This is a genomic window from Lichenicola sp. GTC18331, assembly GCF_055386855.1.
The window spans coordinates 2556117-2579840 of record NZ_AP045015.1 but is presented as its reverse complement, the minus strand read 5'-3'; the positions used below and the strand labels follow the sequence as shown (position 1 = coordinate 2579840).

Genomic DNA, 23724 nt, shown 5'->3' with positions numbered 1-23724 from the left:
CCTTCAGGCGTCGCGCAGCAGAACCGCCGGACTCGCGGCCAGACTGCGACGCGTTGCAAGAAACCCCGCTGATACCATCAGCAGGATCGCGGAAAGCGACACGAGCGAGAGCAGCCCGGGCAGGAAGACGAACGGCGCGTGCAGCACCACGCGCATCAACACGATCGCCAGAAAGATGCCGATCGCACCGGCGCAAAACCCGGCCACCAGACCGAGCGCAGCGAACTCGACGAGCCATGCCGCCCGGAGCTGCCCCGCCGTGGCGCCGAGGGCGCGCAGGATCGCCGCCTCGCGCGTTCGCTGCTCCTGCGCCGCGGCCAGGCTCGCGGCCAGCACCAGCGCGCCGGACAGGAGCGCCACGACGCCGATTGCCCCCAACGCCAGCGCCAGCTTGCCGACGATGCCGCCGACCTGTTGCAGGATATCGGCGACGCGAATGCCTGTGACACCCGGCAGCGCATCGGTGACCGCACCGAGGATGCGCGCATCCACGTCGGGCGATGCGCTGGTTTCCACCGTCGCGACCATCGTGTGCGGCGCTGCGGAAAGCATGCCGGGCGACGCGACGAAAGCGAAATTGAGCTGCAGCGATTTCCAAGCCACGTCACGGAGATTGGCGACACGGAAGTCGATGTCGCGACCGAGAACGTTGAGCCGGAGCGTGCCGCCGAGGTGAAGATGCCAGCCTGCGGCAAGCTTGGCGTCGAGCGAGATCAGAGGCGGCCCGTCATAGTCGGGCGCCCACCACCGGCCTTCCGCCAGGGCGGTTCCTGCGGGCGGTTCGGCGGCGATGGTCAGGCCGTGATCGCCTTGCAGCGCCCAGCCCGTGCCCGGCTCGGCGCGCACCTGATCCGCCGGAACGCCATTCACCGCCACCACGCGCGTGCGCAGGCTGGGCAGGGCATGCACCGCCCTGGCGCCTTGCTGCCCCGCGACCAGGGCGCGAAAGCGGTCCATCTCGTTCGGCTGGATATCGATGAAATAGAAGGATGGGGCGTGGGCCGGAAGCTGGTCCAGCAGGGAAGCGCGCAGATCGCCTTCCGCCAGGGCGATGGTCGCCAGAACGGTGAGACCGGCGCCGAACCCCAGCAGCAGACGGGTCGCGGGGCCGGTGGCGCGTCCGAGCGACGCCAGACCGAGGCGGACGCCGACGCGCAGAACGCCGCGCCCGGCACGCGGGCGCGGCAGAAGACGGGCCAGCCGGACGAGCACGAACCCGGCGAAGCGGAACGAGGCCAGCACGGCGCCCGCGACGCAACAGAAGCCGAGCGCCAGACGGCGATCCGGCGAAGCGAGAACGGCGAGCAGGACGAGACAACCGGTGAGCGCGACCGAGATCGCCATGACCGCGAAGCGGCGCTTGCGGTCGGGCGGCACGATCCCGGCCGGACCGCGAAACAGCACCGAAGGCGGCACGAAGGCGGCACGGGCCATCGGCGGCAGGGCGAACAGAAGCGCGACCACCATGCCGAACAGCGACGCCAGCAGCACCGGCGCCAGCCGAACCCCGCCCTGCGGCGCGACCGGCAACAGGTCGCGCCCGAGCGACACCGCCACCGGCGGCAGAACGAGGCCGAACACGGCGCCCGCGGCGATGCCGAGCAGGCAGAGCACCGCCACCTGCGTGCCGACCATCGCGGCGGCGAAACGCGGCGTACCGCCGACCGCGCGCAGGATCGCCACCGTACGGATGCGCCCATTGAGCCAGCGCTGCACGCCCGCCGCCACGCCCATGCCGCCGAGCAGCAGCGCTGCCAGGGCGATCAGGGTCATGAAAGCGGCGACCTGATCCACCGCGCGCGTGATGGCGGGAGCGGCGTCCTCGATGTCGCGGAGGCGCCAGCCCGTGCCGGGAAAGGCATGGTCGATGGCGGCGGCCTGGGTGCGGGCGCGCACGAGGCGAGCGTCGTCGGGCTCGGAACCAGTGACGGCGGGCAGCACCGCACGGACGGAGCCGGTGAGCAGGGCGCCCGGGACGGCAAGCCCGGTGCGGTCGAGCGCATCGCGTTGGATGATCACGCCAGGAGCCAACGCGCCGAGGCCGGCGGAATCCGGCACCTTGTCGAGCGGCGGAGCCAACCGGAACCGGGCCTGGCCGAGACGGACGACATCGCCCGGATGCGCGCCGAGGCGTTCAATCACCACCGGATCGGCGGCCAGCACGGGCACGCCGTCTCGCGGGGCGAGCGCGTCCTGCACCGTCGCGCCGCCCTGCACCGTGGCCGCCCCGACCAGCGGATAGGCGGAATCGACGGCGGAAAGCTGCACCAGCATGCGACTCTTGCCGGGTCCGTAGAGCATGGTGCGCATTCGGATCGTGTCGGACACGCGGTCGCCCTGCCGGCGGAGAAAGCCGGACAGTTCGGGCGGCAGTGCAGAGGTCGTCTCCACGGCGAGATCGCCGCCCAGGATCGCGCGTCTCTGCTCGGACACGCCGGCCTGGATCGCGTCGCGCAGGCCGCCGATGGCGCCGATCGCCGCCACGCCGAGGGCGAGACAGCAGAGCACCACGCCCATGCCGCGCAGGAGTCCGGTGCCGCCGCGCCAGTCGCGCCAGGCGAGGCGCAGCACCAGACCCCAGCTGTTCATGCGGTGCGGCTCCGCAGACGGCCTTCGGCGATCTCGGCCACACGGTCGCAGCGCGCGGCCAGCGCGGGGTCGTGCGTGATCAGCACCAGGGCCGTCCCGTTGTCGCGTTGCAGGCCGAACAGGAGCGATTGCACGGACTGCCCGGTCTGGGCGTCGAGATTGCCGGTCGGTTCGTCGGCCAGAAGCAGAGCCGGACGGGGCGCGAACGCGCGGGCGATCGCCACGCGCTGTTGCTCGCCGCCGGAAAGCTGGCCGGGCAGATGGGTGAGACGGTGGGACAGGCCGACCCGATCCAGCGCATCGCGGGCGATGGCGGCGGCGTTGCGGCGGCCGGCGAGTTCGAGCGGCACCGACACGTTGTCCAGGGCGGTCATCGTCGGGATCAGATGGAAATTCTGGAACACGATGCCGATGCGGGCGCCGCGGAAACGGGCGAGCCGGTTCTCGTCCAGCGTGTCGAGATCGGTCCCGTCCACACGCACCGTGCCACGCGTCGGGCGCTCCAGCCCGGCGAGCAGCATGAGCAGCGAGGTCTTGCCGGAGCCGGATGGGCCGACGATGCCGACGCTCTCGCCGGCGTCCACGCGCAGCGACATGTCGCGGACGATCTCGAGGCCGCCGGGCGCGTTGACCGCCCCCGGCCGGGCAGGCACCGTCAGCCACAAGCCGCTCGCCTCGACCAGGGCCGGTCGCACCGGAGCAGGAGATCGGGGCGGTGCTGCGGAGCGGGACAGGGCATCATCCATGGACGCTGCATATGGCGAGTGCTTGCACCGGACCAAGGGACGGCGTGGAGTCCTGGCTGCGCTGGGCGTCGCCGTCGCCTCCGTTTTCGCCAGCAGCAGGACATCCGCCTTGGCCGACACCGAACCGAAGATCGTGCGCATCCTGGCCTTGGGCGACTCGCTGACGGCGGGGTTCGGCCTTCCGCATGCCGAAGGCTTCGTGGCGAAGCTGCAGGCGGCCTTGGACAAGGCCGGTGCGCGGGCAGTGATTCTGGATGCGGGCGTGTCGGGCGACACCAGCGCGGACGGTCTGGCGCGTCTGGACTGGGCGCTCGGCGACCACCCGGATGCGGCCATCGTCGAGTTGGGCGCCAATGACGGTTTGCGCGGTCTGCCGCCGGAGCGGATGGAACAGAACCTGACCGCGATCCTGGATCGTCTGGCGGCGAAACATCTGCCGGTTCTGCTGGCCGGCATGTATGCGCCGCCCAATCTGGGACAGAGCTATTTCGGCAGCTTCCGCGCCGTGTTCGAGCGACTGTCGCGTCGTCCGGGCCTGCTGTTCTTTCCGTTCTTTCTGGACGGGGTGGCGGGGAACCACGCGCTGAACCAGGCGGACGGCATCCATCCCAACCCCCAAGGCGTGGACATCATCGTCGCGAAGATCCTGCCGGACGTGTTGAAGCTGGTGTCCGAGGCACGGGCGCCGGAGGCAGGATGAACCGGCGGCGCACGCCCGGCGGTGACGAGCGGCTCGACGCGCGGCCGGACCATCTTTCGAGGATCTGCATGAGAACGATCATCGCCGCCACGGCACTCGCCACGCTGCTGTCCGTGCCCGCGCTGGCGGAGCCGGGGGCCGAGCACTGGATCGCCGTCAGCAACACCGCCATGGGCATCACAGGCGACATCGTCCTGTCGCCGAAGCGGCTGACCATGGCCGGCAAGACGTTGCCGTTGCAGGTGGCGGCGGATGTGCCGGATTTCGGCACGGACGACGGCACGGTGGCGGCACGCATCCTGCGTGTGACGGAGCCCAGCGATCCGGTGCTGCTGCACGGCAATCGCCTGTGCCGTGCGCAATGGATCGTGGTCTGGCACGAGCACAAATTCGGGCAGACCAATCTCGAGATGGACGTGTTCTCGAGCGACGCCCGACCGAGCGGAGAGAACTCACCCGGCCTGTGCGGAACCTATATGTATTCCAAGCCCTGACCGGCCGCCTGGATCAGCCCTCGCCCACCGCGCCGCTCCAGAAGCCGGCCTCCAGTCGCACGGTGGTACGGAAATCGCGCAGAAGCATCGGATAGCGCGCCTCGCCGCCGCGACGCTGCGACAAAGCATTGAGGCGCTTGATGCCGGCCTCGGCGAGGCCGGTATAGATGTCGCCGGAATAGGTTTCGATCCAGGACCAGTAAGGATTGCCCTCGCGGACCGTGGCGGGATCGTGCCGGAGCGACAGGCCGACTTCGGCATAGCCGGCGAGGCAGGCGGCCAGAGCCACGGTCAGATCGAGCAGGTCGCCGGCATTGGCGCGGTCCATGATGAAGCCGCCATAGGCGAGCGTTTCCAGCGTGGGCGGAGTCGCTTCCAGCTCCGGCTCGTCCAGCCCCCATTCACGGCAATAGCCGAGATGCAGACCGAGTTCGGTGAGGACGAGACCGGATACGGTGGAGGCGGCCGCGCGCATGTCGTCCAGCGTGTCGGCCTTGACGATCGCCATGGCGCAGGCGCGGGCGTACTGAAGCAGATAGAGATAGTCCTGGACCAGGAAGCGCTTGAAGTCCTCGAGCGGGAGGGTGCCGGCGCCGAGCTGACGCACGAACTTGTGCTGCACGTAGGCGGTCCATTCCGGGCCGGACTCGCGTCGCAGGCGGCCGAACAGCCCCTGATCGAGGCTGGGCAGGGTGTCGCGCAGAAAGGTGGGCAGGGTGTCGGACATGGAGCACGGTTTCCCGGAAGCGAAGAGCGTGGTTCATACTGAACCCGATGGATTTTCCCGGCCAGACATCGAGCACACCGCCTGCGCTTCATCTCCGCTCCCTGTCGCTGATCTATGACGGGCGGCCGCTGTTTCAGGACCTCGATCTGACGGCGGCGGCGGGACGGTTCACCGTGCTGCTCGGGCCGAGCGGGGTGGGCAAGAGCAGCCTGCTGAAGATCGCGGCGGGACTGATTCCGGCGCGGACCGGCAGTGTGCAGGCAGGCGACGGCAAGCCCCTGGCAGGGCGGATCGCCTTCATGGGACAACAGGATCTGTTGTTTCCCTGGGCGGACGCGCTCGGCAACGTGTCGGTCGGCGCACGCCTGCGCGGCGCGGTGCCGGATCTCGACAGGGCACGGGCCCTGCTGGCTGAGGTGGGGCTGGCCAACCGCGCCGGATCGCTGCCGCACACTTTGTCGGGCGGAATGCGGCAGCGCGTAGCGCTGGCGCGGACCTTGTTCGAGGACCGACCGTTCGTGCTGATGGACGAGCCGTTCTCGGCGCTGGATGCCGCCAATCGCGCCCGCATGCAGGAGCTGGCGGTGCGTCTTCTGCGCGGGCGGACGGTGTTGATGATCACCCACGATCCGCTGGAAGCCTGCCGCATGGGCGACACGCTGGTGGTGCTGGACGGCACGCCGGCGCGGCTCGATCCACCGATGACGGTGCCGGGCGAGGCGCCGCGACCGCCGGACGACCCGGCTGTTCTGCAGCTCCAGGGCGCATTGCTGCGCCGGTTGATGCGATGAGAAACGCCGTGCGGCCGCTGGTGACGCTGCTGGTGTTCGGCCTCGTCTGGTGGGCACTGAGCCGGTTCGCCGGCATTCCCGCCTATCTGCTGCCCGATCCGGCCTCCGTGGCCGTGGCGCTGTGGCAGAACCGGGTCCTGCTGGCGTGGAGCACGCTGACGACGCTGACGGAAACGGTGCTGGGGCTGTTGATCGGCACCGCCCTCGGCGCTTTGTGCGCGCTGGCGATGGTGTTTTCCCGCTCGGTGCGTCGCTGGCTGATGCCGGTTCTACTGTTGAGCCAGGCTGTGCCGGTGTTCGCGCTGGCGCCGCTTCTGGTGCTGTGGTTCGGCTTCGGCATGGCGTCGAAGGTGGTGATGGCGGTGCTGGTGATCTTCTTTCCGGTGTCGGCCGCCCTGGCGGACGGGCTGGCGCATACCGAGCCTGGCTGGATCGAGCTGGCGCGCACCATGGGGGCAAGCCCGTTCCGGCTGTTGATGCGGGTGCGCCTGCCCGCCGCCCTGCCCGCTTTCGCCTCCGGGCTCCGGGTGGCGACCGCCGTGGCGCCGATCGGGGCGGTGATCGGCGAATGGGTCGGCGCGGCATCCGGGCTGGGCTTCGTGATGCTGAACGCGAATGCGCGCATCCAGACCGATCTCATGTTCGCGGCGCTGCTGGTTCTGGCCTGCATGACCGTGGCGCTGTGGATGGCGGTGGACCGGGGGCTGCGCCGTTTGCTGTTCTGGGTGCCGGACATGCGGGCGGCGGACATTGAGGCGGAGCGCTGATATGCCTATCTGGATCGGGTGATGGCGCCAAAGCATCATCGCCGATAGGAGGATTCGCGCGGATGCCGGTCGATCGCCAGCTCTACAGGGATGCCATGGCCCGGCTGGGCGCCGCCGTGAATGTCGTGACCACCGTGAACGAGAGCGGCCGGCATGGTTTCACCGCTTCCGCCGTGTGTTCCGTGACCGACGACCCGGCGACCTTGCTGGTATGCATGAACCGCGGCTCGCGCTCGCGCGACCATTTCCGGCTGGGCGGTCCGATCTGCGTCAACGTTCTGGCAACGCATCAGCAGGCCGTCTCCGTGGCGTTCGCGACGCTGGACGTGATGTCGGAACGATTCGAAACGGCGATCTGGCTGGAGCTGGAAACGGGAGCGCCCGTGCTGCAGGACGCGATTGCCGCGTTCGATGGCGTGATCAGCGAGATCTCCGAGGTCGGCACCCACAGCGTGTTCTTCTGCACGGTGCAGGCCGTCCGACTTGGCGAGAGCTCTGGCGGGTTGATCTATTTCGGCCGCGATTACCACAGCCTGCCGCACGCGGCGGTTTGACCGCCGCCGGATCGCCCGCCCTCAAACGGGACGGTGCGACCCGTCATCCACGCCCGGCTGCGCCAGATAGAACAGGCGCTTCAGTTCCAGACGACCACGGGCGACCGTATCCAGGATCAGGCCGCAAACGAGACTGAGGCAGGCGACGAGCACGAAGCCCAGCGCCAGCACCGCGCTAGGCAGGCGCGGAACGTGGTGTGTCTGGAAGAACTCGATCACCACCGGAATGCCGAGCGCCAGCCCGATCAACAGCATCAGCGCGGCAATCAGGGAGAAGAACGCCAGCGGGCGCTCCTGCTTCATCAGGATGACGATGGTGCGCAGGATGCGGATGCCGTCGCGGTAGGTGCGCAGTTTGGAGACCGAGCCCTCGGCGCGTTCGATATAGCGCGTCGGCACCTCGGCGATAGGCATGCGCAATTCGAGCGCATGGACGGTGAGTTCTGTTTCGGTCTCGAACCCGGCAGACAATGCCGGAAACGATTTGACGAAACGGCGCGAGAAGACGCGATAGCCGCTCAGCATGTCGCCGAGGCGCTTGCCGAAGATGGTGGCGACCAGCCCGGTCAGCACGCGATTGCCGAGCACATGGCCGCGCCTGTAGGCGGCGGCGCGATCGGTGACGCGGGACGCGTTCACCATGTCGAGCCCGTCATCGAGCAGCTTGCGGATCAGCGCCGGCGCGGCGCCGGCCTCGTAGGTGCCGTCGCCGTCCACCAGCACATAGAGATCGGCCTCGATGTCGGCGAACATACGCCGGACCACGTGGCCCTTGCCCTGCAGGGTTTCCAGACGCACCACGGCGCCGGCCTCACGGGCCACCTCGCGGGTGCCGTCGGACGAATTGTTGTCGTAGACGTAGACCGTGGCGTCCGGCAGCGCGGCGCGGAAATCCCGCACGACTCCGCCGATCGCGACCGCCTCGTTGTAGCAGGGAACGAGAACCGCGACCCTCATGAGAAGAACTGCGGCGCGGTGTGGGTGATCATGGCGATCTCGATCGTGCGGAGAAACGGCACCAGCAGATATTGCAGTGCCAGCAAGACCACCAGCGGGCTCAGATCCACGTTGCCGAATTGCGGCAGCACGCGCCGGACCGGCGCCAGCACCGGTTCCGTGACGCGATACAGGAACTCGCCGACGTTGCGGACCAGCCGGTTGCGGGTGTCCACCACGTTGAAGGCGTAGAGCATGGAGAAGATGCAGGACGCCAGCAGCACGTAGATGAAGAGCCGGATCAGCAGGAACAACAGGGCGAAGATGGCCGTGACCACGGCTTTATCCTTATGCGACGATGGGGCGGCAAGCTACCGATGCCGCATCGCGGGCGCAACATTCGAGCCCGCCGTCACTTGCCGCCCTTGACAGAGGGGTGCCCTTCGCTATGTTCCGCCACCGCACGGCGGGGCTGTAGCTCAGTTGGGAGAGCGCCTCGTTCGCAATGAGGAGGTCAGGGGTTCGATTCCCCTCAGCTCCACCACGCCGTGTTCTCCTTTTTCTTCCGTCACCCTCGAGGCTTTCAGCCCGCCCGCGACCATGCGATCGCGTCTTGGCCGGCCGGCAGGATCATCGGGCAGGCAGGATCGGTGGCGGCGCGAAACACCGCTTCGGCTACATCCCTGGATTCCGTGACGTCGCCGGTCATGGAATGCTGCAGACTTGCGATCGTCCGTTCCGCGAAGGCCTTGTAGGCATCCGGAAATCCGCCGTTTGCGCTGATCGCCGCGCGCGCGGTGTCGCCGAACTGCGTTCCCGGCGCGGCACCTGGATTGACCACGCATGCGCGGATGCCGAACGGGGCCCATTCGAGCGCAGCGCTTTCCGTCAGCGCATTCACCGCCGCCTTGCTGGCACGATAGACCGACAAGAGCGGAAGCGGTCGGTAGGTCACGCTCGAACTGACGTTGACGATGACGCCGCTGCCACGTGCGCGCATGCCGGGCAACACCGCCTGCATCGTCGCCACGACGCCGATCGTGTTGGTGTCAAAAATGCGTCGGACCATGTCCGGGCTCGTGCCCTCGATGGCGTTCAGCCAGCCGATCCCGGCATTGTTGACCAGAACGTCGATCGCGCCCGCCTCCGCCGTCGCCGCGGCGATGCTGTCGGCATCGGTGACGTCGAGCCTAAGCACGCGCAGCGTCTCCGCACGCGGCAGCGTGCTCGCCGCCGGGTCGCGCATCGTGGCGACGACCTCCCATCCCTGTTCAAGGAAATGGAGCGCGATCTCCCGGCCGAAACCCGTGGAACAACCTGTGATGAGAACGGTGGGCATGAATATCCTCCGGATCGTTGACCCCACCAGACTTGGCCCGCGTCGGCCGGACGGTCTACGGTTCAAAGTCTGCGTTTCGTTGGAGATCGTCCAATCATGTCCGATCCGGTCGCCCAGGTGATCGGCCTGCTCCAGCCGAGCGCCGCGTTCTCCAAGATGGTCGTCGCATCCGGGCGCTGGGCGGTCCGGCCGCCGCTGGGCACGCCGTTCTATGGCGCGATGCTGGACGGGGAATGCATTCTGTCGCCGGACGGCGGCACGCCGATCAGCCTCCGGAAGGGCGATTTTCATCTTCTGTCCATGACCGAAGCGGTCACGGTGACGAGCCCGGACCCACCGGCATCCGGTTGGCTGGACGAGCCGGAAGAGATCGGGCCGGGCCTGTATCGCGTCGGCGAACCGGGGCCAGCGAACGCCCGGATGCTGATCGGCCACTATCAGTTCGCCTCGAACGATGCTGCCCTGCTGGTGTCTCTGCTGCCGCCTCTGGTGGTGGTGCGCGGCGAACCGCGCCTGCCGGTTCTGGTATCGCTGTTGAGCGAGGAGGCCCGCGCGGAGCGGCCCGGGCGGGACGTGGTTCTGTCGCGGCTTCTGGAGGTGCTCCTGATCGAGGCTCTGCGGACCGAAGCCGCGCCGGATGCGGCGCCGGGCCTGCTGCGCGGACTCGCCGATCGGAAGATCGCCGTCGCTCTGCGCAGCCTGCACGGCGATCCGGGGCATGGCTGGACGGTGGCGGCTCTGGCGCGGGCCTGCGGCCTGTCACGCTCCAGCTTCTTCGACCGGTTCCGGCACGAGGTGGGCATCAGCCCGATGGATTACCTGCTCGGCTGGCGCATGGCTCTGGCCAGGGATCTGCTGCGCAGCGGCGAGGCCGGTGTCGGCGAGATCGCCCGTCGTGTCGGCTACAGTAGCCAGAGCACCTTCAGCGTCGCGTTCACCCGCCACGTAGGCATGTCTCCGACCGCTTTCGCCCGGGGGCGGCAGACACCCGACCCGGTCGTTCCGGCGGCCTGAACGCCGCGATCAGACGCGACCGCCGCCCGGCCTCCCCTGTCTCCACCGGTCTCCGTCGTTCGCCGTTGCATGCGTTCGACCGATCGCTTAGCAGAGCCGCAGCGCAACCCCGGAAGAGGCATGGCCATCATGGCGGAGAACGGCCCGGCCGGTGCAATATCGTCACCAGATCACCACGCCGCTTCCCTCGCAGCATGAGCCGGGCGATCAAGATCGGCTGGTGCTCGCTGGTCGTCAGCGTGGTGGTGCTGGCGATGAAGGCCGGCGCCTATCTGCTGACCGGCTCGGTGGCGCTGTATTCCGACGCCCTGGAAACGGTGATCAACGTGGTGGCCGCGGCGGGCGCGCTGACCGCGCTCTGGTTCAGCGAATTGCCACCAGACGACAACCATCCCTACGGCCATCACAAGGCGGAATATCTGAGCGCTGTGGTGGAGGGCGCGCTGGTTCTGGCGACCTCGGCCGCGATCCTGCACAGCGCCTGGGACGGCTGGAACCATCCCCGGCGTCCGACCACGCCGTTTCTGGGCATCGGGCTGAACGCCGCCGCCGGGCTGATCAACCTGCTCTGGGCCCTGGTGCTGCTGCGCTGTGGGCGACGCTGGAAATCCCCTGCCCTGGCGGCCGGCGGCAAGCATCTGATGACGGATGTCTGGACCACGGGTGGGGTTCTGGTGGCGTTCGCCCTCGTGCCCCTGACCGGCGAGCTGCGCATCGACGCTTCCGTAGCGGCGCTGGTGGCACTGCATATTCTCTGGGTCGGCTACCGGATGCTACGCGAATCCGTCGGCGGACTGATGGACGAGGTGCAGGACCCCGACAGCCTGAACCGCCTGCGACGCGTGATCGGAGAGAACGCGGAGGGCGCGATCGAGGCGCATGATCTGCGCAGCCGCACCGCCGGCAGCGTGACCTTCGTCGAGTTCCATCTCGTGGTGCCGGGGCTGATGACGGTGGAAGCCTCGCACGAGATCTGCGACCGGCTCGAAGCCGCCTTGCGCGACGAGGTCGGCGAAGCGGTGATCTCGATCCATGTCGAACCCGAACCCAAGGCCAAATTGGTCGGCGTTCCGGTGCTCTGATCCGGGGCCCGAATCGGCGACCCATCCTGTCGACGGGAACGAATCGGGGCCACACCGGAAAGGAAGCTTCTGGCGCCAATGGGTTCCGGGCTATAATTGACGCTGTTCGCGAAGGAAGGCCGGAGCAGCGCCCATGCAAGTCGCCCATCGCAGCCGGCTCATCTCCGAGCGGTTCGCGTCCCCGGAACTGCAATCCCTGATCCGCCGGCGTTTGACCGAGCTGGGCGGGCTGGCGCTCGCCCTGGTGGCGATCGCCACCCTGGTCGCGCTCCTGTCCTACGATCCGAACGATTCCTCGTTCAACACCGCTACCTCGGCGCCCGCACATAATCTGCTGGGCTCCGTCGGCGCGACCTTGTCCGATCTGGTGCTTCAGTCGCTCGGATTGGCCGGCTATCTGCCCGTGCTGATCATGCTGGCCTGGGCATGGCGCATCGCGTCGCATGGCGGTCTGGGCAATCTGACGGTCCGTTTGATCGCCATCATCTGCGCCCTGCCGGTGCTGGCCTCGGTGCTGGGCGGCATTCCGCTGTTGTTCCATGTCTCGCCGCCCACCCCGAACCAGAGTTGGTCGGCCATGGGCCTGCCGGGCGGTTCGGTCGGGCTGTCCCTGGCGCAACTCGCCTTGTCGGCGGGCCAGGGCGCGCTCGGCGCGGTCGGCGGTCTGGTTGTGTGGCTGCTCGGCGTGGTCCTTTCTGTCGTGCTGATCCCGCTCTGTCTCGGCCTCTCCGCAGGCGAGTGGCGCGCCATGGGCCGTGGCGCGCGTCGCACGGCACGGCTCGGACGCAACAAGAGCGCACCGGCGTCCCGACGCAGCCTACGCGACCGTTTCTCCGCCGGCAGAGCCGCTCCGGTGGAGGACGAGGACGATTTCGACCATGTCCTACCAGGCGACACGCCGTTCTCCGCCGCGGCGCGCCAGACCGCACCGGCCACCGGCACCGGCCTGACGTTGCGTGCCGATCCGCGCGAACCGGAGCGGGCGCCGAAGCGCGCCCGGCGCAGCGCGGATCGTCGCGAACCGTCCTTCGCTGGCGGCAGCACCGCACCCGCACCGAAGCCGGCGCTGCCGAGCCGCAGCGGCTGGGTGATGCCGCCGAGCGCGGAAGACGAGCCGGAAGAGCAACCGATCCTGCCGCTGCGTTCACGCGCGGCCAAGCTGTCCGCCGGGCGGACGGAGGAGGAGGTGCCGACCATTCGTCTGGGCGGTCCCGTGTCCACCGCCGCGCCGCAGCCGATGCCGCAACCCACCGCATCGCGCGAGCAGCGCTCGGGCATGTTGTCGCGCTTTCTTGGCGGACGCGGAGAGGCGGGTGCGGAGCCGATGCGACACGACGCGCCGCATGCCGCCCAGCCTCACGCGGCCCCGTCCGCTGCGCCGCGCATGTCCGCCAGCCTGCATGCGCCGTTCGGCGGATGGCATCTGCCGCCTTTGTCCTTGTTGCAGCCGGCGCCGGCGCGCAACAGCGTCGGCCCGTCCAACGAAAGCCTGCAGGCGAATGCCCGTCTGCTCGAAACGGTGCTGTCGGATTACGGTGTGCAAGGTGCGATCGGCGACATCCATGCCGGGCCTGTGGTCACGCTCTATGAGCTGGAGCCTGCGCCGGGCATCCGCTCGGCCCGCGTGATCGGTCTCGCCGACGACATTGCCCGCTCCCTGTCCGTGACCGCCGTGCGCATCGCCACCGTGCCGGGCCGCAACGTGATCGGCATCGAGGTGCCGAACGCCCGCCGCGAAACCGTGTTCTTCTCCGAGCTGCTGGACGCGGACGACTGGAACGCGCATCCGGCCCGCCTGTGCCTGGCTCTGGGCAAGGACATCTCCGGCGCGCCGGTCTATGCCGATCTCGCCCGCATGCCGCATCTGCTGATCGCCGGCACCACCGGTTCGGGCAAATCCGTCGGCATCAACTCCATGATCCTCAGCCTGCTCTACCGGTTAAGCCCGGACGAGTGCCGCCTGATCATGATCGATCCGAAGATGCTGGAGCTGTCGATCTATGACGGCATCCCGCATCTGATGACGCCCGTGGTGACCGATCCGGCCAAGGCGGTGACGGCGCTGAAATGGACCGTGCGCGAGATGGAACGCCGGTATCGCGGCATGAGCCAGCTCGGCGTGCGCAACATCAACGGCTACAACGAGCGTGTCGCAGCCGCCCGCGCTTCCGGTGAGACAATGACGCGCAAGGTGCAGACGGGCTTCGACCCCGAGACCGGTCGCCCGATCTTCGAGGAACAGAACCTGTCTCTCGAGGCGCTGCCTTACATCGTCGTGGTGATCGACGAGATGGCCGACCTGATGATGGTGGCCGGCAAGGAGATCGAGAGCACGGTGCAGCGTCTGGCGCAGATGGCGCGCGCGGCCGGCATCCACGTGATCATGGCGACGCAGCGCCCGTCGGTGGACGTGATCACAGGCACCATCAAGGCCAATTTCCCGACCCGCATCTCCTTCCAAGTGATTTCCAAGTTCGACAGCCGCACCATCCTGGGCGAACAGGGCGCGGAACAGCTTCTGGGCCAGGGCGACATGCTCTACATGGCCGGCGGCGGACGCATCACCCGCGTGCATGGCCCGTTCGTGGGCGATGCCGAAGTCGAAGAAGTCGTGCGCCATCTGAAGGAGCAGGGCGAGCCGGCCTATGTGGACGAGGTCACCGCCCTGTTCGAAGACGAAGGCAGTTCGTCCGGCGGTGGTGGCGGTTCGGGCAACGGCCTGAACGGCGGCGGTTTCGACGGCGAGACCGGGCTGTTCGATCAGGCCGTGGCGCTGGTGTCGCGCGAAGGCAAAGCGTCCACATCGTTCATCCAGCGGCATCTGTCGATCGGCTACAACCGCGCTGCCAAGCTGATCGAGCAGATGGAGAAGGAAGGCATCGTCAGCGCCGCCAACCATGTCGGGCGTCGCGAGGTGCTGACCCGCCGGACGGTGGACGAGGAGTGATCGCCACCGTCGCGATATAGCCTCGCAACGCGGCAGGTCTTTCTCGCCAAACCGGGCGCCTTCGCCGAAGGCACTGAGCCGCTACCGGGAAAAGCAGAACAGCTCGGCGTAAGAACTGCTTGACAGCAGAGGCTCCGATCGCGCTTTTCCCGGAACGTATGTATGCGAACGATCATCCTGAGAATCGAGCCGCTGCACCCGATGCAGAACCCAGGCTGGTGGGCGAGGACCCGGGCATCGCCTTCGGGCGCCGCCTGCTGCGCGTCGGTTTCGCGTGGCGCCGGGAGATTGACGCCGATCTGAAACCGTTCGGGCTGACCGACGCCTCCTGGCGGCCGATCCTGCTGCTCGGCACGCTGGGCGAGCCGGTGCGACAGGGCGTTCTGGCGCGGATGCTGGAGGTGGACGGTCCATCCCTCGCCCGCGTGGTGGACCAGTTGGAGCGCGACGGCCTCGTGTCGCGCACGGAGGATCCGCTCGATCGTCGCACCAAGCACGTGCACATCACCGCCGACGGCATGGCGCTGCATCATGCCGTGCAAAAAGGCGCCGCCGCCGTCTGCCGGCGCATGCTGGCGGACGTGTCGGCGGCCGATCTCGACCGGTGCAACGCCGTGCTGGACCAGGTCGAGCTGGCGATGACCGCGACGCGCGACGGAACCGACCGGGCATGAGCGATCATGTGGCCGCGCGCGGCGTGCCGATGCGCGCAGTGTGGAACATTCTGCAAGCGGAACGGCACAACGTGTCGTTCGTGGCGCGCACGCTTCTGGCCGCCTGCATCGCGCTCTATGTCGCCTTCGCCCTGCAGTTGCAGTCGCCGCTCTCTGCGGTGACGACCGTACTGATCGTGGCGGGGCCCACCAACGGCGCCATTCTCAGCAAGAGCTTCTGGCGTCTGGTGGGAACGCTGATCGGCGCGGCGGCGGCGGTGGCGTTGATGGCGTGGTTCGCGCAATCCCCCGTGCTCTACACGGTGGTTCTGAGCTGCTGCATCGGCGTGGCGTGTTTCGTGTCGACGCTGTTGCGCTTCTTCAAGGCCTACAGCGCGGTTCTGGCCGGCTACACCATCATCATCGTCAGTGCCGGCGCGTTTCATGCGCCGGACGACATCTTCATCGACGCCATATCGCGCGTATCGGCGGTGACCACCGGTCTGGTCAGCGCGGCTCTGGTGTTTCTGGTCACGGTGCTGCCGCGTTCTTCCGCGCTGGGCAACAGCATCGAGCTGATCCTGCGCGATCTCGCCGCCCTGTTCGTGCGCGTGCGCTACGATGCAGGCAGCGACGGGAAGGACGCCCGCGCACGGGCCGCTCTGCTGGGCCGAATCTCGGCATTGGACGAGGCGATCGAATACGGTGCCGCGGAAAGCTATGCGCTGCGCCGCCGGCGTCATGCGATGCGTCTCGCCGCGTCGCGTCTGCTGGGTCTGCTCTCTGCGGTGGAACCGGTGCACGGAGATGCTTCGGGCTCGCCGGCAGCGACCGAGGCGCGCCGGATCGCCCATCACTGCATGACGCGCGTGGCAGATCGCTCGGTCAATCTGCACGCTCTGACGACGGAACTCGAGGAAGCGGAAGACAGGCTCACCGTTCTGGCCGATCGCGCCCGCACCGGCGACGCGCTTCTGGTGACGATGCACGAACGGACGCTGGTGTCGGAGCTGCGGCGAACGCTGGCGGCGCTGAACTCGGCCGGAGACGCACGCACGGCCAGTGAGTTGCAGCGGCGCATCCGCTTACGCCCCCTGCCGGAATGGCATGCTGCGGGACGCAACGCGATACGCGGCTTCCTGGTGACATTCATCGCCGGACTGTTCTGGTACGTCTCGCAATGGCCGTCCGGCCCGTCGATGCTGGCCTTTCTGATCCCGGCAGCGTGTTTGTTGTCCACCAATCCGTCGGCCTCGCGCGCGAGCATGCAGTTCGCGGGCGGCACATTGTTCGCGGTGCCTCTGGCGTTCTTCTGCGAGTCGATGCTGTTGCCGCAGGTGGACGGGTTTCCGCTGCTGGCGTTCTCGTTGTGCCTGTGTCTGGCCCCGGGGATCTGGCTGCAGACCCAGGCCTCGACGCGATTGGCAGCGACAGGGTTCGCGATCTTCTTCTGCGCCATGGTGAACATCCACAACCCGATCACCTTCGACGACATCTCGCTGCTGAACACCTTGTTCTCGTTCATCGTCGGACCGGTTCTGCTGGTGATGGTGTTTCGCGTGCTGTTGCCGGCCGACGTGTCCGGCGACGCGCGCCGGTTCGGCGGTTCCTTGTCGCGCGCCGTGGAGCGCTTCGCCCGGCGCGGCCTGCGCGGTCGCGGCACGCCATCGGTTCGGTTCGAGATCTGGCAGGATCAGCAGATGCAGAAGGTGCTGCGTCTGGAGCAGCGTTCGGTGCAGTTGCCGGCGGGCGTCGGGCCGCGCACCACGCGCGCGGCCTATCTGGTGCTGGCGCTGGGACGCACCGTGGCTGCGCTCCGCACCCTGCGCCGTCACGCCGATCTGCCGCAGGACGTGCACGACGCGCTGAATCACGGTCTTGCCGCCATAGGACGCATGTCGCGCGATCCCGAGGCAGCGGCCGACGCGGTCTCGACAGCGGCGATCGCACTGCCGATGGCGGATGTGTCGGACATCGCCGGTGCCAACGCCGAGATCGACACCGATCCGCTCGATCGGGAAAGCCCGCCAGCCGAACCGGACACTGCGGCCGAGACGCCGGATATCGCCCCCGAGCCCCCCCATGCCGATCCGATGGCGCTGCCGGACGATCCGACGGCGCCCGGGGTCGATGACGATCCATCGGCCACGCCGCATGATCCGACGCCTTCGAGCCTAGCGCCGACGCCTGCCAGCCGGCCGGGTCCGTCTGTGCCCGCCGTGGCTGTGCCGGTCGCACGAACCGCCGACGACGCCGCCAACCGCATGCGACGCGAAGCGCGCGGCCTGCTCGATGAAGCGGCACTGCTGATCCGGCACGCCGACGGTCTGATCCGTCGCGACTGCCCGATCATGCGCGCGGGTTGGACACCCACACCACTCCCTCATGCCGGAAACGCCTCATGCTGAGTGAATCTCACCTGTCCGGCGTGTTGTTCGCGCCGATCGTGCTCTACGTGCTCGCGGCGGTGCTGCTGACGATGATCCTGCGCGTGGTCATCTGGCGTAGCGGGCTCGCGCAATGGCTCTGGCATCTTCCGCTGATGGAAGTCGCTCTATTCGTCTGCATTCTTTCGCTTCTCGTCCTGTATTTCTGATTCGGATACGCTCGTGTCGCCGCTTTCCCTGATTCGCTCTTTCGTTCGCCTTGTCCTGACGCTCGTCATCGTCGGCGCCGGCTGCGTGCTCGGTCTGTCGCTCTGGCGCACCTACATGGTGTCGCCCTGGACGCGGGACGGGCGCGTGCGCGCCTATGTGGTCGACATCGCGCCGGAAGTATCGGGCACGGTGGTGTCCGTACCCGTGCACGACAACCAGCTCGTGCATAAGGGCGACCCGCTCTTCGTGATCGATCCGGTGCGCTTCCGTCTGGCGATCGCGGAAGCGGAGGCGAAGCTGTCCGCCGCCAGGGAGGATCTGCGCCTGCGCCAATCCGACGCCAAGCGGCGCGTCGGTCTGGCCGGCATCGTCTCGGCGGAAGAACAGGAACGGTTCAATTCGGTCGCGGAAACCCAGCGCGCCGCGGTGGATGCCGCGCAGGCGTCGCTCGACGTGGCAAAGCTCAATCTGCAACGAGCCACGCTGTATTCGCCGGTGAACGGCTACGTCACGAATCTGTCTTTGCGCGTGGGTGATTATGTGAATGCCGGTCAACCGCGCATCGCCGTGCTCGATCGCGACAGTTTCTGGGTCAACGGGTATTTCGAGGAAACCAAGATCCACGGCGTCGCGCCCGGGGAACCCGCGCGGATCAAGCTGATGGGTTTCAAGCCGCTTCTGCGCGGCCATGTGGAAAGCATCGCCGCCGGCATCAACGATCAGAACGGCAATCCCGACCGGCTCGGCCTTCAGGATGTGAATCCGGTCTTCACCTGGGTGCGTCTGGCGCAGCGCATTCCCGTGCGTATCCATATCGACGACGTTCCGGCCGGCGTGGTGCTGTCGGCAGGCATGACCTGCTCGGTCGCCGTGGGGTCGGAAGTGTCGGATCGCGTGCATCTGTCGAGCTGGCTGCAGGATCATCTGTGAGCGGTACGGCTACGATGAAGCGCATTCCCTTCGCCCTGGTCGCGCTGCTGACCGGCTGCAAGGTCGGCCCGGTCTATCGCGCGCCGGATACGGTGGTGCCCGCGAACTGGAGCGAGCATGCGGCCACGCCGGAAGAGCTGAGCCGCACCGAAACACAGATGCGGCAATGGTGGGCCAGCTTCCACGATCCGATGCTCGACCGTCTGATAGAACAGACCATCCGCGGCAATTACGACATCCGCATCCAGTCGGAGAAGCTGTTGGCGGCGCGCGATCTGCGCGACCAGATCGAGGCGCAGCTTCGCCCGCAGGTGGATGTGCTGGGTTCGGCCGGTATCCAGAGATACAGCACCACGCTGCAATATCCGCCTTTGCCGGGCATCTCGTCCGATAACCGTCTCTGGCAGTACGGCACGACGGTGAGCTGGCAGGTCGACCTGTTCGGCCGCATCCGCCGTTCGGTGGAAGCGCAGAATGCCGCCGTCGCCGCCGGTGTGGAGGAGCGGCGCGGCACGCTGATTTCCGCTCTGGCCGAGGTCGCGACCGATTACTGCACGCTGCGCGTGACCCAGCAGCAGGTGGTGATCGCGCAGAAGAACATCGCCGCCGCCGACGAATCCCTGAAGCTGACGCAGAAGGTCTACGCCGAAGGGCTCGGCACGACTCTGGCGGTGGCGCAGGCCCAGGCGCAGCTCGAAACCGAACAAGCGACGTTGCAGCCGCTGCAGACCCGGATCGCGCAGCTTTCGCATGCCATCGCCCTGCTGGCCGGTGCGCTTCCGGCCACCTACGAGGCGGAGCTGGCCCAGCCTGCACCGATGCCCGAGGTTCCGGCCCTGCCGGTGGCGCTGCCGTCCACCGTGATCGCCAACCGGCCCGATATCCGCGCGCGGGAACGGCAATTCGCGCAGGCCACGGCACGCATCGGGGTCGCGATCGCGCAGCTCTACCCGTCCTTCAGCGTGCCTTTGTCGTTCACGCCGATGTCGAGCATGATCCACGAGCTGATGACCGCCAGCAGCCTGGTCTGGTCGGCGCTGCTCCAGGCGAGTTTCCCGGTCTATCACGGCGGCAGCCTGCAGGCTCAGGTGCGCGGCGCCCGGGCCGAAGCGGAAGCGGCGCGCCTGGCCTATCAGAACACGGTTCTGCACGCCTTCGGCGAGGTGGAGGACCGTCTGGTCGCCTACAACAACGACGCCATCCGGGCGCGGACGCTGCATGACGCCGCACGGGACGATGCGCTGGCGATGGAGCGTGCCCGGCGCCTCTATGCCGCCGGCCTGAGCGGCTTTCTCGACGTGCTGACCGCGGAGAGGCTGGCCTACGAGGGCGAGAACGCCGCCGTGCTGGGCGAACTGGCGCGGATGCAGGACGCGATCGGACTCTACACCGCGATGGGGGCCGGCTGGCAGGACGTGCAGTTGCCCGATCCGCTGCCGGTGACGGTGGCGGAGCAGAACGCCGCCGCGGCGGCGCATCGGGCGCACTGAAACGGGCGCCGGGACCCGCATCGGGCACGTAAAGCGGCTGCGATCCGGGCCCCTCGGCCGCTTCGCACCGGCCCGGTGCGTGTATTCGCGGTCATTTAAGCTGCCATCGGCCTCACGCAGGCATCCCGAACGCCCGACGCTCGTTGGAACGCGCGATCCGGCACAGGCCGGTTCTCCGCAATGCGAGGCGTGCGATGGCTTTGTTCGATGGATCTCCGATTCTGGAAGTGGTGCCGCTCGAGAACGGCCGCTTCGGCGTGCGTGCCACCGGCGGCAACGCGCTGGGCGGCATCGTCGAGGAGTTCGACACCGAGAACGAGGCGGATAACTGGGTGGCGGCCCATTCCAAGCTGTCGTTCGACGGCAGCGGCATTCTGAAGCCGGGCGACGGGCAGAACGTGGCCTGACCCCCGCGATCGGCCGGGCGCCTAGTCACGGCGCCCGATGCCGGATCGTCGTTTTGCTGGCACCCATGCGGCAAAGCCGGTATCCGCGCGCGCCCACCCCCTGCTAAGGCGGTTCGGGACGATGGAGGCCGTGCGATGGCGACACCAAACAGCGCAGGAACGATGCCGGCAGGGTTGGCCCCGGCCATTCGGCCGGCCGATGCCGCCACGGCCATCCTGCTCACCGTCACCTTCTGTCACCTGCTCAACGACTCGATGCAGGCCCTGCTTCCAGCGATCTACCCGCAGCTGAAGAGCGATTTCTCGCTGTCGTTCGGGCAGATCGGCTACTTGACCTTGACCTATCAGATCGTGGCGTCGCTGCTGCAACCGCTGATCGGACACTATACGGACCGCCGTAAGCTGCCTTGGTCGCTCTCGGTCGGCATGGTGTTCACGCTGTTCGGATTGCTGACGCTGGCTCTGGCCGGGACGTATCCGCATCTGCTGCTGGGTGCGGTGCTGCTCGGCATTGGCTCGTCGATCTTCCACCCGGAATCGTCGCGCATCGCCCGAATGGCGTCGGGCGGCCGGTTCGGATACGCGCAATCCCTGTTCCAGGTGGGCGGCAATCTCGGCACCTCGCTGGGGCCGCTGATGGCCGCGTTCATCGTGCTGCCTCTGGGCCGGCCGAGTCTGGCGTGGTTCTGTCTGCTGGCCCTGCTGGGGTCGGCGCTCCAGGCCGGGGTCGGGCGCTGGTATGCGCGTCAGCCGCCTCTGGTGGCGCGGGCGCGGGCGCATCACGTGGCGCTGGGACGCGGACGCATCACCGGGGCGCTGGCGGTGCTGATCGCGCTGGTGTTCTCCAAGTATTTCTATCTGGCCAGCTTCTCCTCCTACTACATTTTCTTCCTGATCCACCGTTTCGGCCTGTCGGTGCAGGCGGCGCAGACCGATCTGTTCGTGTTCCTGGGCGCGGTGGCGGCGGGCACCTTCATCGGCGGCCCGGTCGGCGACAGGATCGGCCGCAAGAGCGTGATCTGGGTGTCGATCCTGGGCGTGCTGCCGTTCAGCCTGTTGCTGCCGCATGTCGGGCTGACCGCGACGATCGTTCTGAGTGCGGTGATCGGGCTGATCCTATCCTCGGCGTTCTCCGCCATTCTGGTCTACGCGACCGAGTTGCTGCCCGGGCGTGTCGGCATGGTGTCCGGCCTGTTCTTCGGCGTGGCGTTCGGCATGGGCGGATTGGGTGCGGCCCTGCTGGGCATGCTGGCCGACGCCAAGGGCATCGTGTTCGTCTACGATGTCTGCGCCTTCCTGCCGGCGATCGGCATCCTGACCGCGTTCCTGCCCAATCTGGACGCGCCGCGCGGCGCGAAACGCGGCTGAGCCTGCCGCCCCTACCCGCGCACCTGTTCGAGGACAGACGCTTCGTCGTGCTGAACAAGCCGGCCGGTCTGCCGGTGCATCCCGGCCCGCGCGGCGGGGCGTCGGTCGAGGATTGGTTTCCGCTGCTGTCGCGCAGGAAGGACGGCCCATGGCTGGCCCATCGGCTCGACACCGACACGGCCGGCTGCCTGCTGGTGGCGCTGCGCAAGACGGCGCTGATCGAGGCGCAGAGCTGTTTCGCCGATGGCCGCGCCGGGAAACGCTACTGGGCGGTGGTATCCGGCGTGCCGGAAGCATCTTCCGGCGAGATCGACGCGCCTCTGCTCAAGCACAGCGACAAGAGCGGCTGGCGCATGCGTGTGGACCCGAAGGGACAGCCGGCGCGCACACGGTGGCAGGTGATGGGCACGGCGCCTGGGCTTTGCTGGCTGGAGCTGGAGCTTCTTTCTGGGCGCACCCATCAGGCGCGTGTGCATTGCGCGCAGCTCGGCCTGCCGATCCTGGGCGACCCGATCTATGGAAAAACCGGCAGCGGCCTGCATCTGCTGGCGCGGTCGATCGCCCTGCCGCTCGATCCACCCGTCGCCGCGACCGCGCCGCCGCCACCGCACATGCGGGACGCCTTGGGTCGTTGCGGCTGGAGGGCTTCAGCCGAGGACTGAGGAATCAGCCAGAAGTTGGTTGATCCGCGACGCGTCGTCCGCCGAAGCAGGATTGTAGACCAGCATGGACAGGTCGGGCCGGCCGTCCACGGCAAAGGAGCAGTAATCCAGCGCGATCTCGCCGATCGCGGGATGGCGCAGACGCTTGGTGCCTTCGCCTTGTGCCAGAACCGTCCGGTCCTGCCATAAACGCGCGAAGACCGGACTTTTTCGGCACAGCTCCTCCACCAGAGGCGCCGCCGCCGCTTCGGCACCGGCGCGGACGATATCGGCACGGAAACTGCCGACCAGGAAACGAGACAAAGCGTCCCAATCGTGCTGCCGCGCCTGGACCGTCGGTTGCAGGAACAGGCGCCGCAGAACGTTGCGCTCTTCCGGCCTGAGGGTCGCGTAGTCTGTGAGGATCACGGAAGACGCCCGGTTCCAGCCGATCACGTCCCAGCACGCGGTGCGGAGCAGCGCCGGGCTGCGCGGGAACGCGTCCAGCACCGCCTGGAGGCGCGGCGTCATGCCATCGGACGGACGGTAACGGATCTCGGGTGGATGGCCGAGGCCGATCAGAAACAGGTGTTCGCGCTCGGCGTCGCTCAGCGCGAGGGCCCGCGCCACCCGCCCCAGCACCTCGGACGACGGCGGACCGCCGCGCCCCTGTTCCAGGAGCGTATACCAGGTGACGCTGATGCAGGCGCGCTGCGCCACCTCCTCGCGACGCAGGCCGAGCGTCCGGCGGCGACCGCCCGTCGCGATGCCCAGAGCAGCCGGATCGAGCCGGGTGCGGCGGTCGCGCAGGAAGCCGCCGAGGCCGTTGTCGCGCGCGGTGCCGATTGATCCGTCGGGCATTCGGGTCCGATCCTGGCAGGGATCATACCAGTATAAGGTCCAGGCTTTCCCCGGGCGACGGGAAGATCGACGGTTCGCGCATCAACAAGCA

General features: G+C 68.0%; 23 protein-coding genes and 1 tRNA gene. 17 read left to right on the top strand and 7 right to left on the bottom strand.

What is annotated here, in order from left to right:
* Positions 1-3: 3 nt before the first annotated feature.
* Positions 4-2589 carry an ABC transporter permease gene (locus ACZ5BM_RS11795; RefSeq protein ID WP_498908194.1) on the bottom strand — a complete coding sequence of 862 codons (2586 nt, stop codon included), beginning with the start codon at positions 2587-2589 and terminating at the stop codon, positions 4-6.
* Positions 2586-3335 carry an ABC transporter ATP-binding protein gene (locus ACZ5BM_RS11790; RefSeq protein WP_498908193.1) on the bottom strand — a complete coding sequence of 250 codons (750 nt, stop codon included), beginning with the start codon at positions 3333-3335 and terminating at the stop codon, positions 2586-2588. Before ACZ5BM_RS11790 ends, ACZ5BM_RS11795 begins: the two co-directional genes overlap by 4 nt.
* A gap of 109 nt (positions 3336-3444) precedes the next feature.
* On the opposite strand from ACZ5BM_RS11790, the gene ACZ5BM_RS11785 reads away from it, so the two are divergent.
* Entirely contained in the window at positions 3445-4035 is a 591-nt protein-coding gene (locus tag ACZ5BM_RS11785; protein WP_498908192.1) for an arylesterase, read from the top strand.
* Positions 4036-4103: 68 nt separating this feature from the next.
* Positions 4104-4529, top strand: coding sequence for a hypothetical protein (locus tag ACZ5BM_RS11780; protein ID WP_498908191.1), 426 nt, complete (start codon positions 4104-4106; stop codon positions 4527-4529).
* A 13-nt stretch (positions 4530-4542) separates the two neighbouring features.
* Here ACZ5BM_RS11780 and ACZ5BM_RS11775 read toward each other — a convergent pair whose 3' ends face one another.
* Complete coding sequence (locus ACZ5BM_RS11775; protein ID WP_498908190.1) at positions 4543-5256, bottom strand: TenA family protein; 714 nt, start codon at positions 5254-5256, stop codon at positions 4543-4545.
* A gap of 47 nt (positions 5257-5303) precedes the next feature.
* On the opposite strand from ACZ5BM_RS11775, the gene ACZ5BM_RS11770 reads away from it, so the two are divergent.
* The 3 genes from ACZ5BM_RS11770 (at position 5304) to ACZ5BM_RS11760 (ending at position 7368) form a co-directional block, all read left to right on the top strand.
* The gene (locus ACZ5BM_RS11770) at positions 5304-6047 is read left to right on the top strand and encodes an ABC transporter ATP-binding protein (protein ID WP_498908188.1); all 744 of its coding nucleotides are present in this window, start codon (positions 5304-5306) and stop codon (positions 6045-6047) included.
* Entirely contained in the window at positions 6044-6814 is a 771-nt protein-coding gene (locus ACZ5BM_RS11765; protein WP_498908187.1) for an ABC transporter permease, read from the top strand. The genes ACZ5BM_RS11770 and ACZ5BM_RS11765 overlap by 4 nt, the downstream gene beginning before the upstream one ends.
* Positions 6815-6876: 62 nt before the next feature.
* Positions 6877-7368 (top strand): PNPOx family protein, encoded by a 492-nt coding sequence (locus ACZ5BM_RS11760; RefSeq protein WP_498908186.1) that lies wholly within the window; start codon positions 6877-6879, stop codon positions 7366-7368.
* A 21-nt stretch (positions 7369-7389) separates the two neighbouring features.
* On the opposite strand, the gene ACZ5BM_RS11755 is transcribed toward ACZ5BM_RS11760, so the two are convergent.
* Positions 7390-8325, bottom strand: a complete 936-nt coding sequence (locus ACZ5BM_RS11755) for a glycosyltransferase (protein WP_498908185.1) — start codon at positions 8323-8325, stop codon at positions 7390-7392.
* Positions 8322-8642, bottom strand: coding sequence for a YggT family protein (locus tag ACZ5BM_RS11750; RefSeq protein WP_498908184.1), 321 nt, complete (start codon positions 8640-8642; stop codon positions 8322-8324). The genes ACZ5BM_RS11755 and ACZ5BM_RS11750 overlap by 4 nt, the downstream gene beginning before the upstream one ends.
* 130 nt (positions 8643-8772) lie before the next feature.
* Between ACZ5BM_RS11750 and ACZ5BM_RS11745 the strand changes: the two genes are divergently transcribed.
* Positions 8773-8848: transfer RNA gene (locus ACZ5BM_RS11745), tRNA-Ala, on the top strand.
* Between the two features lie 39 nt (positions 8849-8887).
* On the opposite strand, the gene ACZ5BM_RS11740 is transcribed toward ACZ5BM_RS11745, so the two are convergent.
* On the bottom strand, positions 8888-9643 hold the full coding sequence (locus ACZ5BM_RS11740; protein WP_498908182.1) for an SDR family oxidoreductase: 756 nt from the start codon (positions 9641-9643) through the stop codon (positions 8888-8890).
* 96 nt (positions 9644-9739) lie between these two features.
* Here ACZ5BM_RS11740 and ACZ5BM_RS11735 point away from each other — a divergent pair, with 96 nt between their 5' ends.
* The 11 genes from ACZ5BM_RS11735 to ACZ5BM_RS11685 all read left to right on the top strand — a co-directional run bounded on the left by ACZ5BM_RS11735 (position 9740) and on the right by ACZ5BM_RS11685 (position 22793).
* Entirely contained in the window at positions 9740-10657 is a 918-nt protein-coding gene (locus tag ACZ5BM_RS11735; protein WP_498908181.1) for an AraC family transcriptional regulator, read from the top strand.
* A gap of 194 nt (positions 10658-10851) precedes the next feature.
* Positions 10852-11739: a cation diffusion facilitator family transporter gene (locus ACZ5BM_RS11730; protein ID WP_498908180.1), complete on the top strand. Its 888-nt coding sequence runs from the start codon at positions 10852-10854 to the stop codon at positions 11737-11739.
* 133 nt (positions 11740-11872) lie between these two features.
* Positions 11873-14686 (top strand): DNA translocase FtsK, encoded by a 2814-nt coding sequence (locus tag ACZ5BM_RS11725; protein ID WP_498908179.1) that lies wholly within the window; start codon positions 11873-11875, stop codon positions 14684-14686.
* A 218-nt stretch (positions 14687-14904) separates the two neighbouring features.
* Positions 14905-15360 (top strand): MarR family winged helix-turn-helix transcriptional regulator, encoded by a 456-nt coding sequence (locus tag ACZ5BM_RS11720; RefSeq protein ID WP_498908177.1) that lies wholly within the window; start codon positions 14905-14907, stop codon positions 15358-15360.
* Positions 15357-17747: an FUSC family protein gene (locus tag ACZ5BM_RS11715; RefSeq protein WP_498908176.1), complete on the top strand. Its 2391-nt coding sequence runs from the start codon at positions 15357-15359 to the stop codon at positions 17745-17747. The genes ACZ5BM_RS11720 and ACZ5BM_RS11715 overlap by 4 nt, the downstream gene beginning before the upstream one ends.
* Positions 17741-17935, top strand: a complete 195-nt coding sequence (locus ACZ5BM_RS11710; protein WP_498908174.1) for a DUF1656 domain-containing protein — start codon at positions 17741-17743, stop codon at positions 17933-17935. Before ACZ5BM_RS11715 ends, ACZ5BM_RS11710 begins: the two co-directional genes overlap by 7 nt.
* Positions 17936-17948: 13 nt before the next feature.
* The gene (locus tag ACZ5BM_RS11705; RefSeq protein WP_498908172.1) at positions 17949-18866 is read left to right on the top strand and encodes an HlyD family secretion protein; all 918 of its coding nucleotides are present in this window, start codon (positions 17949-17951) and stop codon (positions 18864-18866) included.
* A complete protein-coding gene (locus ACZ5BM_RS11700; RefSeq protein ID WP_498908171.1) occupies positions 18863-20356 on the top strand; it encodes an efflux transporter outer membrane subunit in 1494 nt (497 codons plus the stop codon). Before ACZ5BM_RS11705 ends, ACZ5BM_RS11700 begins: the two co-directional genes overlap by 4 nt.
* Positions 20357-20550: 194 nt before the next feature.
* Entirely contained in the window at positions 20551-20763 is a 213-nt protein-coding gene (locus tag ACZ5BM_RS11695) for a hypothetical protein (protein WP_498908170.1), read from the top strand.
* Positions 20764-20898: 135 nt separating this feature from the next.
* The gene (locus ACZ5BM_RS11690) at positions 20899-22131 is read left to right on the top strand and encodes an MFS transporter (protein ID WP_498908169.1); all 1233 of its coding nucleotides are present in this window, start codon (positions 20899-20901) and stop codon (positions 22129-22131) included.
* Positions 22132-22181: 50 nt separating this feature from the next.
* Complete coding sequence (locus ACZ5BM_RS11685) at positions 22182-22793, top strand: RluA family pseudouridine synthase (RefSeq protein ID WP_498911601.1); 612 nt, start codon at positions 22182-22184, stop codon at positions 22791-22793.
* On the opposite strand, the gene ACZ5BM_RS11680 is transcribed toward ACZ5BM_RS11685, so the two are convergent.
* Positions 22779-23633: a helix-turn-helix transcriptional regulator gene (locus ACZ5BM_RS11680; RefSeq protein WP_498908168.1), complete on the bottom strand. Its 855-nt coding sequence runs from the start codon at positions 23631-23633 to the stop codon at positions 22779-22781. The two genes, ACZ5BM_RS11685 and ACZ5BM_RS11680, sit on opposite strands and share 15 nt — an antisense overlap.
* Positions 23634-23724 lie beyond the last annotated feature (91 nt).

What these genes read in the sequence shown, in the direction of transcription:
- ACZ5BM_RS11795 (WP_498908194.1), bottom strand. Translation starts at nt 2,589, where the DNA reads ATGAACAGCTGGGGTCTGGTGCTGCGCCTCGCCTGGCGCGACTGGCGC.
- ACZ5BM_RS11790 (WP_498908193.1), bottom strand. Translation starts at nt 3,335, where the DNA reads ATGGATGATGCCCTGTCCCGCTCCGCAGCACCGCCCCGATCTCCTGCT.
- ACZ5BM_RS11780 (WP_498908191.1), top strand. Translation starts at nt 4,104, where the DNA reads ATGAGAACGATCATCGCCGCCACGGCACTCGCCACGCTGCTGTCCGTG.
- ACZ5BM_RS11775 (WP_498908190.1), bottom strand. Translation starts at nt 5,256, where the DNA reads ATGTCCGACACCCTGCCCACCTTTCTGCGCGACACCCTGCCCAGCCTC.
- ACZ5BM_RS11770 (WP_498908188.1), top strand. Translation starts at nt 5,304, where the DNA reads ATGGATTTTCCCGGCCAGACATCGAGCACACCGCCTGCGCTTCATCTC.
- ACZ5BM_RS11765 (WP_498908187.1), top strand. Translation starts at nt 6,044, where the DNA reads ATGAGAAACGCCGTGCGGCCGCTGGTGACGCTGCTGGTGTTCGGCCTC.
- ACZ5BM_RS11760 (WP_498908186.1), top strand. Translation starts at nt 6,877, where the DNA reads ATGCCGGTCGATCGCCAGCTCTACAGGGATGCCATGGCCCGGCTGGGC.
- ACZ5BM_RS11755 (WP_498908185.1), bottom strand. Translation starts at nt 8,325, where the DNA reads ATGAGGGTCGCGGTTCTCGTTCCCTGCTACAACGAGGCGGTCGCGATC.
- ACZ5BM_RS11740 (WP_498908182.1), bottom strand. Translation starts at nt 9,643, where the DNA reads ATGCCCACCGTTCTCATCACAGGTTGTTCCACGGGTTTCGGCCGGGAG.
- ACZ5BM_RS11735 (WP_498908181.1), top strand. Translation starts at nt 9,740, where the DNA reads ATGTCCGATCCGGTCGCCCAGGTGATCGGCCTGCTCCAGCCGAGCGCC.
- ACZ5BM_RS11730 (WP_498908180.1), top strand. Translation starts at nt 10,852, where the DNA reads ATGAGCCGGGCGATCAAGATCGGCTGGTGCTCGCTGGTCGTCAGCGTG.
- ACZ5BM_RS11725 (WP_498908179.1), top strand. Translation starts at nt 11,873, where the DNA reads ATGCAAGTCGCCCATCGCAGCCGGCTCATCTCCGAGCGGTTCGCGTCC.
- ACZ5BM_RS11715 (WP_498908176.1), top strand. Translation starts at nt 15,357, where the DNA reads ATGAGCGATCATGTGGCCGCGCGCGGCGTGCCGATGCGCGCAGTGTGG.
- ACZ5BM_RS11710 (WP_498908174.1), top strand. Translation starts at nt 17,741, where the DNA reads ATGCTGAGTGAATCTCACCTGTCCGGCGTGTTGTTCGCGCCGATCGTG.
- ACZ5BM_RS11695 (WP_498908170.1), top strand. Translation starts at nt 20,551, where the DNA reads ATGGCTTTGTTCGATGGATCTCCGATTCTGGAAGTGGTGCCGCTCGAG.
- ACZ5BM_RS11690 (WP_498908169.1), top strand. Translation starts at nt 20,899, where the DNA reads ATGGCGACACCAAACAGCGCAGGAACGATGCCGGCAGGGTTGGCCCCG.
- ACZ5BM_RS11680 (WP_498908168.1), bottom strand. Translation starts at nt 23,633, where the DNA reads ATGCCCGACGGATCAATCGGCACCGCGCGCGACAACGGCCTCGGCGGC.